This is a genomic window from Bacteroides parvus, from assembly GCF_017309675.2.
Lineage (GTDB): Bacteria > Bacteroidota > Bacteroidia > Bacteroidales > Bacteroidaceae > Bacteroides > Bacteroides uniformis.
This window is the reverse complement of sequence record NZ_CP084680.1, coordinates 523903-541319: the sequence shown is the minus strand read 5'-3', so window position 1 is coordinate 541319 and position 17417 is coordinate 523903. Positions and strand designations below refer to the sequence as shown.

General features: G+C 50.3%; 11 protein-coding genes. All 11 read right to left on the bottom strand.

The window, feature by feature from the left end:
* Positions 1 to 20: 20 nt before the first annotated feature.
* The gene (gene murQ / locus JXR92_RS02230; protein ID WP_138344632.1) at positions 21 to 857 is read right to left on the bottom strand and encodes an N-acetylmuramic acid 6-phosphate etherase; all 837 of its coding nucleotides are present in this window, start codon (positions 855 to 857) and stop codon (positions 21 to 23) included.
* 46 nt (positions 858 to 903) lie between these two features.
* A complete protein-coding gene (locus JXR92_RS02225) occupies positions 904 to 1743 on the bottom strand; it encodes a BadF/BadG/BcrA/BcrD ATPase family protein (protein WP_117600241.1) in 840 nt (279 codons plus the stop codon).
* Between the two features lie 113 nt (positions 1744 to 1856).
* Entirely contained in the window at positions 1857 to 3041 is a 1185-nt protein-coding gene (locus JXR92_RS02220; protein WP_138344631.1) for an acyltransferase family protein, read from the bottom strand.
* Positions 3042 to 3070: 29 nt separating this feature from the next.
* Positions 3071 to 6043: an FAD-binding and (Fe-S)-binding domain-containing protein gene (locus tag JXR92_RS02215; RefSeq protein ID WP_138344630.1), complete on the bottom strand. Its 2973-nt coding sequence runs from the start codon at positions 6041 to 6043 to the stop codon at positions 3071 to 3073.
* 109 nt (positions 6044 to 6152) lie between these two features.
* On the bottom strand, positions 6153 to 7394 hold the full coding sequence (locus JXR92_RS02210) for an exo-beta-N-acetylmuramidase NamZ family protein (RefSeq protein WP_117600244.1): 1242 nt from the start codon (positions 7392 to 7394) through the stop codon (positions 6153 to 6155).
* Positions 7395 to 7414: 20 nt separating this feature from the next.
* Positions 7415 to 8737 carry an MFS transporter gene (locus JXR92_RS02205; RefSeq protein WP_117965635.1) on the bottom strand — a complete coding sequence of 441 codons (1323 nt, stop codon included), beginning with the start codon at positions 8735 to 8737 and terminating at the stop codon, positions 7415 to 7417.
* Between the two features lie 27 nt (positions 8738 to 8764).
* Complete coding sequence (locus JXR92_RS02200; RefSeq protein WP_005834675.1) at positions 8765 to 10084, bottom strand: SpoIID/LytB domain-containing protein; 1320 nt, start codon at positions 10082 to 10084, stop codon at positions 8765 to 8767.
* A 41-nt stretch (positions 10085 to 10125) separates the two neighbouring features.
* Entirely contained in the window at positions 10126 to 11058 is a 933-nt protein-coding gene (locus JXR92_RS02195; RefSeq protein WP_131225550.1) for a DUF4922 domain-containing protein, read from the bottom strand.
* 1 nt (position 11059) lies between these two features.
* On the bottom strand, positions 11060 to 12520 hold the full coding sequence (locus JXR92_RS02190) for a glycosyltransferase family 2 protein (RefSeq protein WP_005834677.1): 1461 nt from the start codon (positions 12518 to 12520) through the stop codon (positions 11060 to 11062).
* Positions 12521 to 12544: 24 nt separating this feature from the next.
* The gene (locus JXR92_RS02185) at positions 12545 to 14404 is read right to left on the bottom strand and encodes an outer membrane protein assembly factor BamB family protein (protein ID WP_034523321.1); all 1860 of its coding nucleotides are present in this window, start codon (positions 14402 to 14404) and stop codon (positions 12545 to 12547) included.
* Positions 14405 to 14423: 19 nt separating this feature from the next.
* On the bottom strand, positions 14424 to 17414 hold the full coding sequence (locus tag JXR92_RS02180) for a golvesin C-terminal-like domain-containing protein (protein ID WP_131225549.1): 2991 nt from the start codon (positions 17412 to 17414) through the stop codon (positions 14424 to 14426).
* Positions 17415 to 17417: the final 3 nt, after the last annotated feature.

The following is a 17417-nucleotide window of genomic DNA, read 5'->3' as shown; positions in this document are numbered from 1 at the left end:
CGGGTTAATTGTTCTTGAAACTATTCTTCTTCCTCTTTAGTGGCACGAGGGGCTCTGTACGCATCCACTGCCTTCTTCACCGAGCCGTGCATCAACAGCAGTGCCTTGGCTTTGCCATAGTCCAGTCCAAGTTCCTCTACAATCATACGGGTACCACGGTCCACAAGCTTTTTGTTACTGAGCTGCATATTCACCATTTTGTTGCCTTTCACGCGTCCCAACTGTATCATGACGGAAGTAGTAATCATATTCAGTATCATTTTCTGTCCTGTTCCCGATTTCATGCGTGAGCTTCCCGTCACATATTCAGGCCCTACAATCATTTCGATGGCTACATCTGCCTCTGCTGCCATTGGAGAGTCCGGGTTGCTGGTGATACAGCCGGTCAGTATGCCGTGTTCGCGTGCCTCGTGCATGGCACTAATCACGTAGGGGGTGGTACCGGATGCAGCAATACCGATGACCGTATCCTTATCTGTAATATTGCGTTCCGTCAGTTCTTCCCAACCGCGGTGAATGTCATCTTCGGCATTCTCTACCGGATTTCTCAATGCAGTGTCACCACCGGCAATCAAGCCGATAACCAGCGTGGGGGGCATACCGAAAGTCGGTGGAATTTCCGAAGCGTCGAGTACGCCCAGACGTCCACTGGTACCCGCACCCATGTAGAAGATGCGTCCGCCTTGTTTCATGCGGGGCACAATCTGGGTTACCAACTTTTCTATTTGAGGGATTGCCCTCTGTACGGCAAGCGCCACTTTCTGGTCTTCGGTATTGATGTCTTCCAGAATTTCACGGACTGATTTCTTTTCCAAGTCATTGTAGAGCGATGGTTGCTCTGAGATTTTTACGAACATAAGGCTATTTACTATTTGACGATTTACTATTTACGATTTGTCACTTTCAGTTGTGATATTTGATGAGTCCTTCCATGGGGCTCTTGATGATTGCACCCAGTTGGATACCCATTTCTTTGGCAGCTTCTGCCAGAACTTCCTTGTAATAGAAGGCTACTGAACCGATGAAATGTACTTTTTGATGCTGATAGTCTTCATATTGCATGACGTTGCGTTTAAGGAATGCCTTAAAGCTGTTCAGTACCAGAGCGCGTACACAAGGTTCACCCAGATTCTGTGCAAGAAACGGTGACAAACTTGCCAGGAAACGGTTGGGGAAAGGTTTACGGTAGACACGGTCGATGATATCAGCAGGTGTCAGGTCGAACTGTTTGAGGAATTTTTCTTTAAGTTCAGGTGTCATCTGATTTTTCAAGATATCGCCTACTAGTAGTTTGCCTAAGCAGGCTCCGCTGCCTTCGTCTCCCAAGATGAATCCGAGAGGAGATACATTGGTGACAATGCTTTTCCCGTCATAATAACATGAGTTGGAACCGGTTCCCATGATGCAGGCAATGCCTGAGTCATGTCCGCAGAGGCCACGTGCGGCAGCCAGCATATCGGTATTGACTTCCACTTCATTTTTCACATTGAGGTGTTTGGTAATGGCACGGTGTACCATACTTATCTTGTCGGGAAATCCGCATCCTGCACCATAAAAGTATACGGCATCCAGTTCACTTGTTTTCAGCTGAGGTAATAGAGCTGTTGCTATTTCATTACTGATTTCCTCTTCCGACTGAAAGAAAGGGTTTGTACCCTTCGTGAATATCTGTTGGATAAGTACTCCATTCTCTACAACACACCAATCGGTTTTTGTAGAGCCACTGTCTGCTATTAAAATCATATAAAATAGTTTTTAAGGATTAAGGATTAGGGATGATGGATTAAGGATTAGGGTATTGCATATAATAAAGGTGATATCATTAAACATTAATCCCTAATCCTTCATCTTTATTCTCATATCTTGATATATATTTTTCGTTTGTACAACTGGTAGCCGATACACCAGTTAATGGCGATAAACAGCAGGGCAAAGGCAAGGGAACCGGCGGTTTCACCGAAAACGGGCATGAGGACTATATTATATAAGAATCCGTGTATACTGATGCTGCCGTCTCCCCACGGGAAACTGATGCTACCGAAAAGTATGCTAAGTACGCCGCCCAATACATACATGAACAGCGGATTCACACCGAATGCCTCGAAAAACATGCTCCACTTCTTATAGCCTTTCACATCAATAATCCAGATAAGCAATGCCAGAAAACTGGATGCCAGTCCGCAAGTGACGAGTACGTAGGTAGGAGACCATATTTTCTTGTTGATGGGGCAACCGTAGCTTAGCAGGAAACCGGAGAAAGTAAGGATAACACCTACCAGAAACAGTGTGATAAGCTGCGAATTGAGAAATGAGGCACGGTCTTCCGACTTGTTGCCGTCCAGCATCAGCCGTCCTACACAGAATCCCAGCAACACGTGTGCAATGGCAGGGATAGTACTTAACAAACCTTCGGGATCTATGCCGTTATCCTTGTACATGTGTGCAGGGGTTAGGATAGCACGGTCTACCACGGAAAGAATGTTTGTTTCATTATAGGCAAAACCGTTACCACACATCAACAGTATGAAGTAACCTATCAATAGGCTGGCGATCAGATAAGGTATATGTTTATGCTTCATGGTTAGTGCAATGATGGAGGCTGCACCGTAGCAAAGGGCCAGCCGTTGCATGACACCCAGAATACGGATACGGTCGAATGTCCAGACGGAAGCCCATAGTTTCTCTCCGAAACTGAGGTCGTCCGGAGCGGAAGCCCAGTAATAACAGAAACGCGAGAACCAGCCGATGGCCATGCCTATGAGGAAAATGACGATGGTACGTTTCAGTATCTTCATGCCGGTGGTGTGGCTGAACTCGAAGTTGTATTTCTTCAGGGAAATGTACGTAGAAATTCCCATGATAAACATGAAGAAAGGAAAGACGAGGTCGGTGGGAGTCAGGCCGTTCCACTCTGCATGTCGCAAGGGGGCATAGATATGTCCCCACGAACCGGGGTTGTTTACCATAATCATACCTGCGATGGTGACACCACGAAGAATGTCGAGTGCAAGGATGCGTTTGCTTACTTTTGTACTGTTCATTGTAATATTTGTGTGTTAAGTTATCAATCCTAATTATCAGCCGCCTTTGTACATTCGTCTACCAGATAAGCGATGGATACGTAGGGGATACCTGAGTTTGTTGTCAATCCGATTTCACAAGTGCGGCTGTTGGAGTAGCCTATACTCACCCCGGATGCTTCTATTTGCGGACGGAGTTTGCGTAGGGCGTACGAGTTCAGCTCAGGATAGGTGAATCCCCGGTCTCCGGCAAAACCGCAGCAACCTACTTCTTCCGGTACGATGACTTTACTGGAGCAGAGACGTGCAAGGGCTATAATGGTATCTGCCAGTCCCATTTTCCGCATGGAGCAGGTGATGTGGACTGCTACGGGGCGGTTGATGGGTGTGAAAATCAGCTTGTCACGTAAGAATGTATAGATGAATTCCGCAGGTTCATATAGTTTCATCTTCTTGATGCACTCGCGCATGCGGTGCAAACAAGGGCTTTGGTCACAGAGAACAGGATATTTGCCTTGTTCGCTGGCTTCCCAAAGTGCGGCCTCCAGTTCGGCTGTCTTGCGGTCGGCAATGTCCAGCATCCCTTTGCTTTCCCAAATGGTACCACAGCAAAGCTTGTCCATATCTTTCGGGAAGATGATTTCGTAATCGGCTTTTTGTAACAAAGACACCATTTTGTTTACCAATGGCTGCTCTACGGGAGACTTCTTGGCCAGACCCATAGTCTGGTTGATGCAGCTGGGGAAATAAACTACGGCCTCTCTTTCCTTGCCCCCTTTTCCGTAGGGAGGGGGAGTAGTTACTTTTGCTTTATTATAAGGACGGAGAGGTTTTGGCATAGCCGGCGTCCATAGAGGTATGCCTAATGCATTATGTAGGCCTTTGGTAATATTGCCCATGGCCTTTGTACCTAATAGGGAGTGGCTGAAATTGGCCAAGGACAATATGGGACGCAGTGTACTCTTGACACCGGCAAAATGATTGGCGACAAAGTCTCCAGCTTTGTATCCCAGACTGCCTTTGGGCAATGCTTCCTGGCGGATTACATGGGTGAGGTCACCCGTATTGATACCCATCGGACACGACATGGAGCAGAGACCGTCTCCGGCACAAGTCTGGTTGCCGGGATAGCGGTATTGCTTTTCGAGCAGTGCAAGGCGTGTCGGGTCCTCACCGCTTTGTTTCAACCGGGATATTTCGCGCTGCAACACGATGCGCTGGCGCGAGGAAAGGGTAAAGCCGCAGGAGAGACAGTTGACTTCGCAGAAACCGCACTCGATACACTTGTTTAATTGAGAATAGACAGTTGATAATTGAGAATGGGGTACAGCGTCATTGTCAATTGTTCCTTTTCCATTTTCCATTAATAAAGGCAGCGGCTTGAAGTTCTTGATATGGCATTGCGGGTCATCATTGAATATGACACCGGGGTTTAGCAATCCTTGTGGGTCAAACAGCTCTTTGACGGCTTTCATGGCTTTGTAGGCGTCATCTCCCCATTCATGGCGGACAAAGGGAGCCATATTCCGGCCCGTACCATGCTCGGCTTTCAGGGAACCGTCATATTTATCTACTACCAAGGTCTTGATGTCATTCATCAAGTTTTCGTAGCGTTTCACTTCCGCTTGGGTACTGAAAGACTGGTTGATGATGAAGTGATAGTTTCCTTCGAGAGCATGGCCGTAGATGCAGGCGTCATTATATCCGTGGCGGGCTATGAGCTGTTGCAGTTCTGCCGTTGCCTCCGGAAGATCTTCAATGTGGAAGGCGATGTCTTCGATGAGGCAAGTGGTTCCCGGCTGGCGGGTACCTCCTACAGAGGGGAAGATGCCGGAACGGATGGCCCAGAATTTGGAATATTCCTCCGGACGGTCAGTGAAGCGTACCGGAATATAAGTTGTGAAGGCTTGCAGGCATGTTTCGATGGTGGATATGTTTTGTTGGAGTTCTTCGGGGGTACGGGCTTTGGTTTCAGTTAGCACTGCGGTTAGCCCGGTTTCGTCGCCCGGCTCTACGTCGGGGAGGGTGGAGGAGGCAACTTCACCTTTGTATTTCAGGAATATGGGGTCGTTGACGGAAGAAAGGCTCTTGCAGTCCAGCATTTCAGCCCCTTTTACTGTCCATTCACCGGTTTTGCCGACCAGCTTCTTCATGGCTACCACAGCGCGGCTCGCTTCTTTTATGGTCTTGAAGTAGAGCATAGCACTGGCCTTGTAGGGATAGTCATATTCGGTCTTCATCGTCACTTCCGAAAGGAATGCCAATGTACCTTCGGAACCTACCATGAGGTGGGCGATGATTTCGAACGGGTCATCAAAACGGACAAAAGGCAGCAGATTGAGCCCAGTTACGTTTTTGATGGAATATTTGTAACGGATGCGTTCAGCCAATTTTTCGTTGGTACGTATTTCGTCACGCAGTGCGCAGATGCGGCGGATAAAGTTGCGGTGGGTCACTTCGAAGGAGGCGCGGCTGGCGGGATTTCCGGTATCCAGCAGGGTACCGTCCATTAGGACGATGCGAGCGGAAACAAGCACTTTGTCGCTGTTGGCATGCGTGCCGCAATTCATGCCGGAAGCATTGTTCATGACTATACCGCCCACCATGGCGCTTTTTACCGAGGCGGGATCCGGTGCAAACTTGCGGCCGTAGGGGGCCAGCAATTCGTTCACACGTTGTCCGATGATGCCCGGTTGGAGGGTTATCTGTTCATGGTCGGCAGATATGCTGTATTTTTCCCAATTCTTGCCGGCTACGATGAGGATGGAGTCACTAATGGCTTGTCCCGACAAACTGGTTCCTGCCGCTCGGAAGGTGACTGGTAACTCGTGGCGGCTAGCCAGTTTCAACAGTTGTGAAACTTCGTCCTCGTCTTTTGAACGGATTACAATCTGAGGAATTAGGCGGTAGAAACCGGCATCCGTACCCCAAGCCAGCCGGCGAAGTTCGTCGGTATAAATTCTTTCCTGCGGAATGATTTGGCTTGCTTCCTGCAGGAAAGCCATGTAACTGCGCTCTTTCATATCTGTTTTTTTACTATCGTATCATTTCTCTTCAAAGTAGGCTATAAACAGGGCTGATGGGGATACCCTCAGTATGATCGCTATCTTTCCTCTTTGTTCGTCTGTAAAACTATTTATATAAATAATACTTTTTCGACAACTTACGAAAGTCTTCGGCATCCTTATACCAGTAGTCGCGTATATCTTCCCAACGGTTCCGCTTCGAAAAGCGTTCGCGTATCTGCCGCGAACCACTTACCTTGTCGAACATCGAGAAACGTCCCTTGTCGGCATGGTCAAACACGGCACGGTCCGGATAGAGGGCGGCGACTTCCTGCATGACCAGGAATTGTAGGTCGCTCAACGGTGCTTTGCCGAAATCCATGATGTGCACTTGCACACCTTGCAGCAACTCGCCTTTGCCTACACTGTAGAACGGTTTCAGGTACATCGGTCTGAAGATAACCCCTGGTACGTTCAGACGGTTCAGGTTTCCGGCCAGCTTCTCTGCTTCCACCCACGGTGCGGCAAACATCTGGAACGGAATGGTATACCCCACACCAATGGACATATATCCCAGCTCTCCCAGGATTCCGCTGACGGGATAGAAGAATGCAGAATGTGGATGTGGAATGTGTGGAGAGGAAGGAACCCATTGCAGTCCGGTTTGGGTATAATCCATCTTGCGTTTCCAGCCTTTCATCTTCACTACGTGGAGATTGCATTGTTCCCCATCCTTCAACATCTTCTCGCCATTGAGCATCAGTGCCAGCTCACCGCAAGTGAGAGCGTAAAGGTACGGAATTTTAAACTGGCTTACAAAAGAAATGCAATCATCTTCAACTAAGTTACCCTCAATTTTCAATCCGCCTACAGGATTGGGCCGGTCCAGCACGATGAATTCCTTGCCGTTTTCGGCAGCGGCTTCCATAGCCAGTCCCATGGTGCTGATGTAGGTAAAGGAACGGCAACCGATGTCCTGGATGTCATATACCAATACATCTACGTCTTTCAGCATATCCGGTGTGGCCTTGCGAGTCTTTCCGTAAAGCGAATATACGGGCAGTCCGGTAGTCGCGTCTTTGATGTCCGTTACATGGTCGCCTGCGTGCACATCACCGCGCACGCCGTGTTCGGGGCCATAGAGTGCCACAAGATTTACGTTCGGGGCCTCGTGCAGTATGTCGATGGTAGACTTCATCCGGTTGTCCACTCCCGTCGGATTGGTAATCAACCCTACACGTTTACCTTCCAAGCATCGGAAATTCTGTTCTTTCAGTACTTCGATGCCGGTCTTTATTCTTATCTTCTGTGCCTGCATCGCACCTCCGCAGAGGAGGCAGAGCAAGGATATTATAATAATCTTTTTCATCGCTAATCATTAAACATTAATCACTTTTTCCCATATTCCGGGTCTATTCTTCTGTCTGCAAAAATGGTGACAACAACCGTGGCGAAACAGCATATCATCACCAACCAGAAGAAGTCGATATATCCGATAGCCTCCTGAATGTATCCCGCAAACATCCCTGGAATCATCATGCTCAGTGCCATGAATGCGGTACAGATGGCATAGTGGGAGGTCTTGAATTCGCCTTCGGAGAAGTACATCATGTAGAGCATGTAGGCCGTGAAACCAAAGCCGTAGCCAAATTGCTCGATGGCGATGGAGGTTGAGATGGCAAACAGATTGTCGGGCTGGGCAATGGCAAGATAGACAAACGTCAGGCATGGCAGAGTCATGCATCCTGCCATCCACCAGATGGATTTTTTCAATCCGATGCGTGATGCGAATAATCCTCCCAGAATACCGCCCAGGGTGAGGAATATGACTCCGATGGTGCCGTATACGATACCTACTTCTGCTGTCGATAGTTCCAGACCTCCCGATTCTTTGGAGGCAACCAGGAAAGGCATACACATTTTGATGAGGAATGCTTCAGGCAGGCGGTACAGCAACATGAACACGATGGCCAGCAATGCACCCGGTTTGGTGAAATAGGTGGCGAATGTTCGTCCGAATTCTCTGAATATGGCTCCCGCAGTAGCGGCATCGGCTGCCAGTGTAGACTTGTCCGAGGCGGGTTTGGGGACTGCAAAGAGGTGATAGAACGTCACCAAGCTGAACAGAACGGCTGTAACCAGCATCGTGATGGTCCATGACAGCGGAATGTTTTCGGTTCTCAGTTCGATGGCGCCGGCAATGGCTACGAGCACGCCTTGTCCGAAGATAGAGGCGAGCCGGTAAAACGTGCTTCGGATGCCAACGAAGGCTGCCTGGTCACTCTGTTTCAGTGCCAGCATGTAGAAGCCGTCGGCGGCAATGTCGTGTGTGGCAGAGGCAAAAGCCGTGATGATGAACAGCATCAGCGTGATGCTGAACATGCTGATGGGGGTTGTTCCGGCCGCCATAGTCGCCTCGTCCGGCCGTGGAATGGACAGCGTCAGCAGGATGAATGCCACAGACATCAGAATCTGCATGGAAAGGGTCCACCATCTTTTGGTCTTGATGATGTCGACAAACGGGCTCCAGAAGGGTTTGATAGTCCATGGCAGATAGAGCAGGCTTGTGAACAAGGCCATTTCTCCGTTCGGTACGCCCATTTTGGTAAACATCATCACGGAGATGTTGTTTACGATAAAATATGGAATGCCTTGTGCAAAGTACAAGGTGGGTACCCATGCCCATGGCGATATGTTTTTTGTATGGTTCATGATATTGATTTATTGTGTTCTATTCGATTATTCATACAGCTTGTCAATGCTGGCACCTATATAGTAGTGCAGCAGTATTGCATCATACTTATACCCTTGCTCGCCCATCACGGCTGCACCTATTTGGCAAAGTCCCACACCATGCCCCCAACCGGCGCCGGTGAGGATGAAGCGTCCGGGAATGCCTTCGGCGGACAACTCCTCTTTGTCTACCACGAAGGCAGAGCTGTAGAGGTGTGAAGTGGAGAGCGTGCGGCGGATTTCCAGTTCCTTGCCGATGGTGAGTGTGCGTTTGGTTCCCACAATCTTCAGTTTCCAGAGGCGTCCGCTGGTTCCGCGGGCTATGGGGATAAGGTCGATGATTTGTCCGTAGTCAATGCCTGAACGTTTCAGAATGAGGGCTGAAAGCTCTTCCTGGGTATATTCCACTTTCCAGCGATAGAAGTCCGTAGTCTCCTGGTCATAGTTATTGAGTACCTGCGAGAGGATTTTCTTGTCGGTGGTGTTGCAGAATGCTTCGGGGGAGGTACGAATCCAGCGGTCCGCTTCGACTTCCTGCGTCAAATCGGGCAGTGTGGCGTGCGTTTTGCTGTCTCGTTGTTGGGCAAGATAGGGGTATTTGATGTCTTCCCAGCAGTATTGGAACTCCTCGAAAGCACCGCCGCAGCATTTGGAGAAACGGGCGTCGCAAATCTTACCATCAGATGTCAGTACCTGGCCGCGGGTAGCGGAGATGGCTTGTTTCACAATATCGGTAGAGGCACGTGTAATGCCCTGGTAGCGTTGACAATGGTCGTCGGCGCATACATCGAAACGTGTGTGGTCTTCTCGGTCGTACCAGCGAATCAGCTCTTCGTCGGTCTGCGTAAAGGCCGAGTAGTTAGCTTGGGCTTCGGTGATTTCCTTATTCTTTTGTATTTGTGCCAGTAGCCAGCTTCGGGAGATGACAGCGTGTGCCTTGAGCAGCTCCAGAGAAGCGGTGGCACTCATCTCGGAGGAGATGACGCTGGTCAGATAATCTTCTACATGGATGACGTTGATGCCGGTGAGCTTTCCATTCTCAACGATGATTTTGAGAGCACCCAGAAAACGCTGGTCTTCCTTGCGCTCCCAATGGAAATTGATGCCGATGGTAACGTCCAATAGTTCGAAGGCATCGGTCTGCTCGTGTTGCGGTTCAAACAGCAGTTCGTCATACCGGCGTCCATTCCAGAGAATCTTGCCTTCGTCGTAGGTCACTACCTGCTTGCCGCTGACTTCCGTTCCGTCCATGCGATACGGATTCAGCAAAACGAATTCTATCTGCGGTTCAAACAGAATGCCTACTTGTACTTTGGGCTCTTTCATAATGGTATTTCTTTAAAATTAGAGTTCTTGGATTTCAGAAGTCATATTTTTTCCCTGATACGCTGCCGTACCTTGTGGAAATCTGTGGCAGAGAGGCATACTTCACTTAATATCTGCGCCACGTCTTCCGCAGTGATTTTCAAGAAATCCTTTTCTACGGGGGTGATAAAGACACCTCCCAAGTCGACGGATGCCGGGCTGCTCAACAGATTGGCTTCTCCTTCGGCAGTATAGCAGGCGGGGCGGTGTTTCTCGCGCGGGAAGACAAAGACCACCCAACGGTCGGCCTCGTATAGGACCAGTACGTTCATCATCGGCTCGTCTTCTTCGGGTTTCACGTCCAGAGAACGGTAAATGATGTCGAACAAGTCTGCCGCGTCCTCTTTGGAGATGGATTCAATCACAAGTGTGGCACGGGGAGCGTCGTCAAGATACCACAGTGCTGCTTTCCTATAATCGGCTATTTTCCCGGCAGTCTGTCCGCGCCAGTCCTTTTCAATAGGCATGAACCCTTTGTTTCCTGCCTGGAAATGAGCATGGTCGGGGGCGGAAGCACCACATTTGGGACCGTTGTAGAAGATGGTGTAATCCGTCAGCGCCTCGGCCAGCTCCAGCATGTCGGTGAAGCGGGTGGCTATGCGTTGAGGGGTATGTGCCAGTTCCGGTACTGTCAGGTGGCGGGGGAAGATGGGGAATGGATTCACCAGAATATTGTAGTGTCCTCCGAACGGGATACCTTTCTGTACCGGCGGCAAATTGGCCGGGCACAGAAAGCATTTCCGTTCCAGGATGGACTTGGCATCCACTTTGGCACCGGAGGAAACGATGCGTGCGGGGTTGAACTGTACCTTATAAAGTATCCCGTTTACATTCAGCTCTTTCACCCGCACACCGGAGAGGGCGGCATAGTTGTTGCGTGCCGTCTCCCAGGATGCCAATTGTCCAGTCAGAAGATGGTGTATCGTTTGATTCATATCACTTGTTTTTGTTCATCGCTATGCGTGCCTGAAGTTCCCAGGTACGGATGCGGTCTTTGTAGAGGTTGTGTCCGTTCATTTTCACGATGTCCAGTGAGGCATCGGAGTTGTCGTCCCAACGGCGGCAGAGGTAGACCACGTCGTACACACGTCCTATCTGGTATTGGCGGGAGAAGTTCAGTCCCAGTGCATAGTCTTCGCCATAGCTGGTATTGGGTACTTTCACTTCGCGCAGCACCGGGGTATAGAAGGCGCGCGGGGCACCCAGACCGTTGATGCGGAGGGCGTTGTTGCGTCCGTTTGCCGGAGTCCATTCCTTGTGGTCGATGATGCCCGGAGCAATCATGTTCATGTTGAAGTCCGTCATCATATAGGTGCCTACTACCATGGCGCAGTTCTGCTCGTAGAAGGCGCGGACCATGATGGCGAGTGTATTTTCGTCTTTGTATACGTCATCGCTGTCCAGCTGCACGGCAAACTTGCCGCACTTGGGGTGGTGTACCCCCATATTCCAGCAACCGCCGATGCCGAGGTCGGTACGTTCGGGGATGATATGGATGACGCGTTCGTCATCCTTGAATTCATCGATGGCCTCCGTAGTGCCGTCTGTGGAATGGTTGTCGATGATGATAAGATTATATTTAAAGTCTGTCTTCTGCATCAATACAGATTTGATGGCGTCACGGATGGTACGGATACGGTTGCGTACCGGAATGATGACGGAGGCCTCATATTCGAAGTTACCGGCAGAGAACTCAATCTTCTTGAACTCCGGTGCCAGATATCCCCCGATTTCTTTCAGATGTTCGGTACATGCCTGCTCCATCTCAATCTGGCGGTCACGGTTTTTGGGGTCTACATAGTCGAAAATCTTTTCGCCGCTCTTGCGGGTATCGTTTTCCACCTCGCTGTATAAGTATTCGTTGATATGTACCAAGTCTGAATGTTGGCTCAATTTCAAGCGCAGGTCGTAAAGTCCGGCGAAGTTGTAGTCAGACTTCATGTGTCCGGCGGCTTCCTTTAGTTTTTCGGTGTTGAAAAGGAGCAGGGAGCCAAAGTTGAAGTCATCCCTCAAGGAACCGAATTGGTAGTCGATTACCGGAGCGTTGCTCTGCTTGCCGTCTGCTATTTGGTAGTGGTCGGCATATACCATACCGGCGCTTGAATCTTCAAGGATGTGTATCATACGTTCCAGTGCAAACATACCCATTTCGAGCGTAGTCTCTTTGGTATAAAGCAATGTGTATTCTCCTTTGGCTGCATTAGCAATAGCTTTGAGGGTTGCACTGCTGTAGGGCATGTCAACAAACAATATTTCGCAGTCCGGGAGCGATTCCAGAGTGGCATCGGTCGTGATTAACCGGATTTCTTCTATAAGTCCTGTCGCCTGTAGGCTATTCACTGTTTTTTCTACTTGTTCTTTTCCTGCGTAGGGAAGAAAGCAACTGATTTTATTCATGATATATCTTTTAATTTTTAATTCTCAATTTTTAATTCTCAGAAGTCCCACTTCCCCGCTGGTTGCCGTGAATAGAACTTCGTGGCCGTTCAACGGAACTACGGTACTGATGAGTGAATTTCCTATTTTATGTTTCCACAGTACTTTGCCTGTTTTTCCTTCCAGTGCGAAGATAAGTCCTTCTTTGGTACTGCCAAACATTACCCCCTCTTTTTCCACTTGCATGGAGGGGGCATGCTCATAACCGAAACCTACATTGGTTGCCCACAACTCCCGCGGAGTATCTCCTTGAGCTGCATAGCAAACAATGCTGTCGTTCATCGTTTTGCTATAGATACGTTCACCGTCTTCGGAAAGTCCGATGGTCTCGCGCACCATGGACTGGAAGGTGCGCCACACGGTATTGCCCGTATGGATGTCTATGGCGGTCATGGCGCGTTGCGGGTCGGTAATGAATACTTTGCCGTCGGTGGCTACCGGCCATACGGCGGCTGGAGAGAAGTGCATACGGGTCAGTCCGCCCGTCCATTTCCATAGTTCATGCCCGTTTGCCTTGCTCAGGGCATACAGTGTATTGTCCCATGCGCCGAAGATAACTTTGTCTTCCGTCACCAACGGCTTGGTCTCGATGTAGCCCTTCACGCTGGTGTAGGCCCAGATTACTTTTCCCGTATGGATGTCTATGGCACGGAAAGTGGCGTCACTGGCACCGATGTATGCTCTGCCGTCTGCGATGGTCACGGCTCCGAGCACCGGTTCGGCGGCTTCTACCGTCCAGAGCAGGCTGCCGTCTTTGGCGTTCAATCCGTAGATGCGACGGTCAGCAGACCCGAATACAACGATACCCTCGCTTACGGCCGGAGTACCGACAATGCGCTTGCCGGATTCAAAGCTCCATAGCTTTTTACCGTTTTTCAGGGCGTAGGCTGTCAGCTGTCCCATATCGTCTCCTACGAACACTTTATCTTTTTCTACGGCGGGAGAGCAGTAAATGCCTGCGCCCGTCTGCACCATCCATTGCTCCTTTACTTGCGGATACTCCTTGTTGACCGAGAAGTCAGGATATTTCTCTGCCTTTCCGTTGCGGTCGTAATACTGTCCGGTCAGCGAGAATGCTGTCCACTGCTTCTTGGGCTCGCCGATACGTTGCGTGTATACCCGGATGGAATCCCCGGTTACTTCATAGATGCCGTAACCCGGTTTCCCTTCTTTGTCGCACAGGTTGCTGCGCATCAGTACGCCCGGAATGCCGTCGTAACGTAAATCCCGGTTGCTGTGGTAGTGTCCGCCGATAAACAAGCGCACGTTGTAGGGGCGGACGGCATCCGTCACCTCATACCAATTGTCCACATCACCTTCCATTAGCGGGTAGTGGGTGACAAGTATCACCGGTTTGTCTTTGCCGTTTTTATCCATTTCTTCCGTCATCCAACGGATATCTTGCGGCACTACATGCCCGTAGGCCATACGCATCAGCGGACCGGAGTTGAAGCCGAGGAAAAGGAATCCCTTATGCTCGAACTCGAAGCGTTCGCCGCCAAAGATTTCTCCGAAAGCGGTACAGCCGGAGTCGCTCCATTTCGTTTCATGGTTGCCTAGGACTACGTGGTAGGGGACCTTCAGCAAGTCAAGGCACGATTTCACTTTTTCCATGGTAGTACGGTCGCCTTCTTCGGTCAGGTCGCCCGTCACCAGGACAAAGTCGATACTGTCGGTGGCATTAATCTGTGCCACGGAACGCAGCAGGTCCTCTGTGGGATTCGGATTGTTCGGGGTCAGATGAATGTCCGTCAGTTGGGCAAAACGGAATGTCCCTTGCTGTGCCTGCATCCCCAGGGGGAGCAGGCAAGCCATCAGGACGATTATTAACAGTCTTCTGTTCATAGATGATGATTGGTTGATATTACTTGTTGTCATTGAAGAATGTCAGTACAGCATTCATGAATGCCTCTCTTTCAGAATCAGTACGTATGGATTCAAAAGGGAATCCCAATACAACAGTCTTGTAGTCGCCTTGGTAGGCCACACCGGCACTCAGGTTGTTTTCAGAATACCGCATCACGGTGTGTGCATCTTTGGTTGCCGGTTCAATGGCGTCCGGTGATTCCACCACATACGAATCGGCATTCAGCTCATTGTGATAGGTATAGTTTCCTGAAAGGGCGGGGAACGGAGAAGCTACGCTTTTCACCTTACCCATTGTAGCCGCTTGTCCCACACGCCACTTATATTTCAGTACTTCCATCGCAAATTTCTTGTCGGCTTCGTCGGCGGTTGCAAGGCGGTTGTCCCATAAATCCGTTCCTACAAAAGCGCCCGAAACAAAGATATTTCCACCTTGCTTACAATAAGCCGCAATAGCCTCCTGCATCGGTTTGCTGAAAGTCTTGAACTCCAACGGTTTTACGCCTCCCCGTCCCATCTTGGTCTGGCATTGCTTCCCAAGTATCAAGTCCACATACCTATACTCCCTCATATCCACCGGAATATTCTTCTCTCCCTTTCCTACGGGGGAGAGACTTTCATTACTAACCGATACAAACGAATATCCCGCTTTCAGGATAGCGGCACCATGTATGGCAGGATAATCGAACGTATTTCCTGCGATGACTTGGGTCTCGTAATTTCCATAACTGTCGCCGAAACCGGAGGCGTCGTCGTCCATCCAGGGAATGGAACGGCGGTATTCCTTCATCTTGCCAATGTAGCTGATGTCATGGATATAGGGGACCCCGTGGTCCTGCTCATCCAGAAATCCGGCAAGGAGGGTGTCGGCGGGGGCGGGGGCCGTAAAGTCGGCAGGGGCACTGATGCGGTCGAATCCGTTTATCACCAATACGGTACCTTTGGAATTGAACGCCCGTCCGGCGGAAAGAATTTCGGAAGGGAAACTCTCGCCGCCCTTGTTGACAGCGGTAACCTTGTAGCTGCATACCATGCCGGCGAGGAGCGTGGTTCGGTAACTGTTGCCGTCCACCAATACTCCGTTGTCGAAATCCCCGTCGCCGATACGGGTATAAACAATGTATTTCTCTGCTACGGCAGTTGGTTCCAACGCATCCGCTACGGGTTGCCAGGTCAGTTCCACTTCGTTCTCGCTGGTCATGCGCAAGGTCATGTGGTCTACCGGTAACGGTTGCACTACATAATCCATGTTGTATTGTGAGCAGAGGAACTGAAGCATACCTTTGTAGATGGCGCGGCTTACGGTGAAACGGAAACGCGGGTCCAGTCCGTAGCGCATGTCTGCAAAGTTTTGATGGGAAAGTAGTTCGAGTAGCATGGTAGGTACGCGGGGTACACGGGCCTCATAGTAGGATTGGTTCCATTTGCCCCGGCGTGTCCATTGGGGTTCGTAGAGGGTACGCACGTCACGCACGATGTTGGACTGAATCAAGTCTGTCAGGTCGTGGCTCAAGTAGCGGGATGCTCCGTTGGCGAATTTCTCATTGTAGGCGTTGGTATAGTAGATGCCGAGTGTCCCGATGATGGAATCGTTCAGTGTAGTTCCTGCATCGGAGTGGAAGGCAAAGGCCATGTTGACAGGGATGTTCAGCCCTTTTTCCGTCGGGTTCACGGCAGAGCCTCCGGAAAGGTAGTTCACCCAGATACCACGGCATTTATAGTCGTCGGTATAGTCATTCTTGCCGTTGCTTTCTGAATATACGCTGTCCGGTATGCCTGCCCATTGCAGCCAGTAGCGGGCGGCTTCGCAGAAACGGGGATAACCGCTGACTTCTCCCCGGGCTATGTTCCCCATGCCGCCGCCTATCTTCACGGCGTCGGCAGTGATGATTCTTCCTACTTTGGAGGAAAGGTTGCTCAGAACGACTTTGCATTCATTGTTCCGGCCGGCATTGAAGCCGAAGGTGCCGAGGTAAATCCAGGTGCCGCCTCCCATTTGCTGGTTTACCTTGAACTGCGTGGTGCCGCCTTTGTGATAGACGGTGTAAAGGGCATCGTCCGCGCTGTTTGGCAAGGTTTGGTAAGAGACGTATACGGCGTATTGTCCGGTCGAAGGGATTTCGGGAATCCATTCGGCGGTGCTTGCGTTTCCTTTCTTGATGGTTTCTATGGCGCGGTAGGTGCCTTCCTTGAAAGGATTCTCAAAGTCTATGTATTGGGGGCGCAGGTGGGCGAAGCCTTGTCCTTCTCCCTGACTCCAGAGCTTGTCACCGGAATTTTCTGTATAGACGGAACGGCCGGTCAGGCAACCGTCATTGTCTACGATGACTTCTGCCGTCTGGCAATCGCGTTCGCGGGGAAGCAGCACATTGGCACCGGCATTTTCCAACATCGGTACGAGGAAGGGCAATACGTAGCTCTGGGTGTAGAGGTCTTCCACTGTCTGGAAGATACGCGCACGCTGCCATTCCCAGCGGTCGAGTTTTGATTCGTAGTACCAGCCGTGGCTTTGCCATAGGGCGATATGCCGGTTATGCAAGCCGTTGGTGGGGGTGTAGGGGGAGGAAACTTCGGTAACCAGAGGCTTGGAAGCGACGGGGCTGAATGTCTTCGTCTTTTTGTCTTTTTTACTGCGCAGGGCTTGGGGAACCAGTTCTTCGATACTGCGCTTGTTGGTACGGATTTGCAGCTTGTATTTGGCAAACTCCACCGGCAGCAGGGCGCTTACGCCTTGGTAGATTTCGGCCACATTGTCCTCACGGAAAGGAATATAGGCACAGTTCATGTTGGCAAACAGTTGCAGTGTATTTCCTTCCACAGCCACTGAGTCGATGCTGATACGTCCTACGGAAACTTCTTTTCGTGCGGTGGTATCCAAGAATTTCCCGATTGCCTGGCGGACATCCGTCGGAAGTCCTTGCGCGCCTCCCGCGTGGGGGAAGAGGGAGGCGGCAAGCAGACTAAGTAAAAACTGACGTCTTACATTCATAGA

Coding starts and splice junctions, on each gene's coding strand:
- murQ (WP_138344632.1), bottom strand. CDS start 857: ATGTTCGTAAAAATCTCAGAGCAACCATCGCTCTACAATGACTTGGAA.
- JXR92_RS02225 (WP_117600241.1), bottom strand. CDS start 1,743: ATGATTTTAATAGCAGACAGTGGCTCTACAAAAACCGATTGGTGTGTT.
- JXR92_RS02220 (WP_138344631.1), bottom strand. CDS start 3,041: ATGAACAGTACAAAAGTAAGCAAACGCATCCTTGCACTCGACATTCTT.
- JXR92_RS02215 (WP_138344630.1), bottom strand. CDS start 6,043: ATGAAAGAGCGCAGTTACATGGCTTTCCTGCAGGAAGCAAGCCAAATC.
- JXR92_RS02210 (WP_117600244.1), bottom strand. CDS start 7,394: ATGAAAAAGATTATTATAATATCCTTGCTCTGCCTCCTCTGCGGAGGT.
- JXR92_RS02205 (WP_117965635.1), bottom strand. CDS start 8,737: ATGAACCATACAAAAAACATATCGCCATGGGCATGGGTACCCACCTTG.
- JXR92_RS02200 (WP_005834675.1), bottom strand. CDS start 10,084: ATGAAAGAGCCCAAAGTACAAGTAGGCATTCTGTTTGAACCGCAGATA.
- JXR92_RS02195 (WP_131225550.1), bottom strand. CDS start 11,058: ATGAATCAAACGATACACCATCTTCTGACTGGACAATTGGCATCCTGG.
- JXR92_RS02190 (WP_005834677.1), bottom strand. CDS start 12,520: ATGAATAAAATCAGTTGCTTTCTTCCCTACGCAGGAAAAGAACAAGTA.
- JXR92_RS02185 (WP_034523321.1), bottom strand. CDS start 14,404: ATGAACAGAAGACTGTTAATAATCGTCCTGATGGCTTGCCTGCTCCCC.
- JXR92_RS02180 (WP_131225549.1), bottom strand. CDS start 17,414: ATGAATGTAAGACGTCAGTTTTTACTTAGTCTGCTTGCCGCCTCCCTC.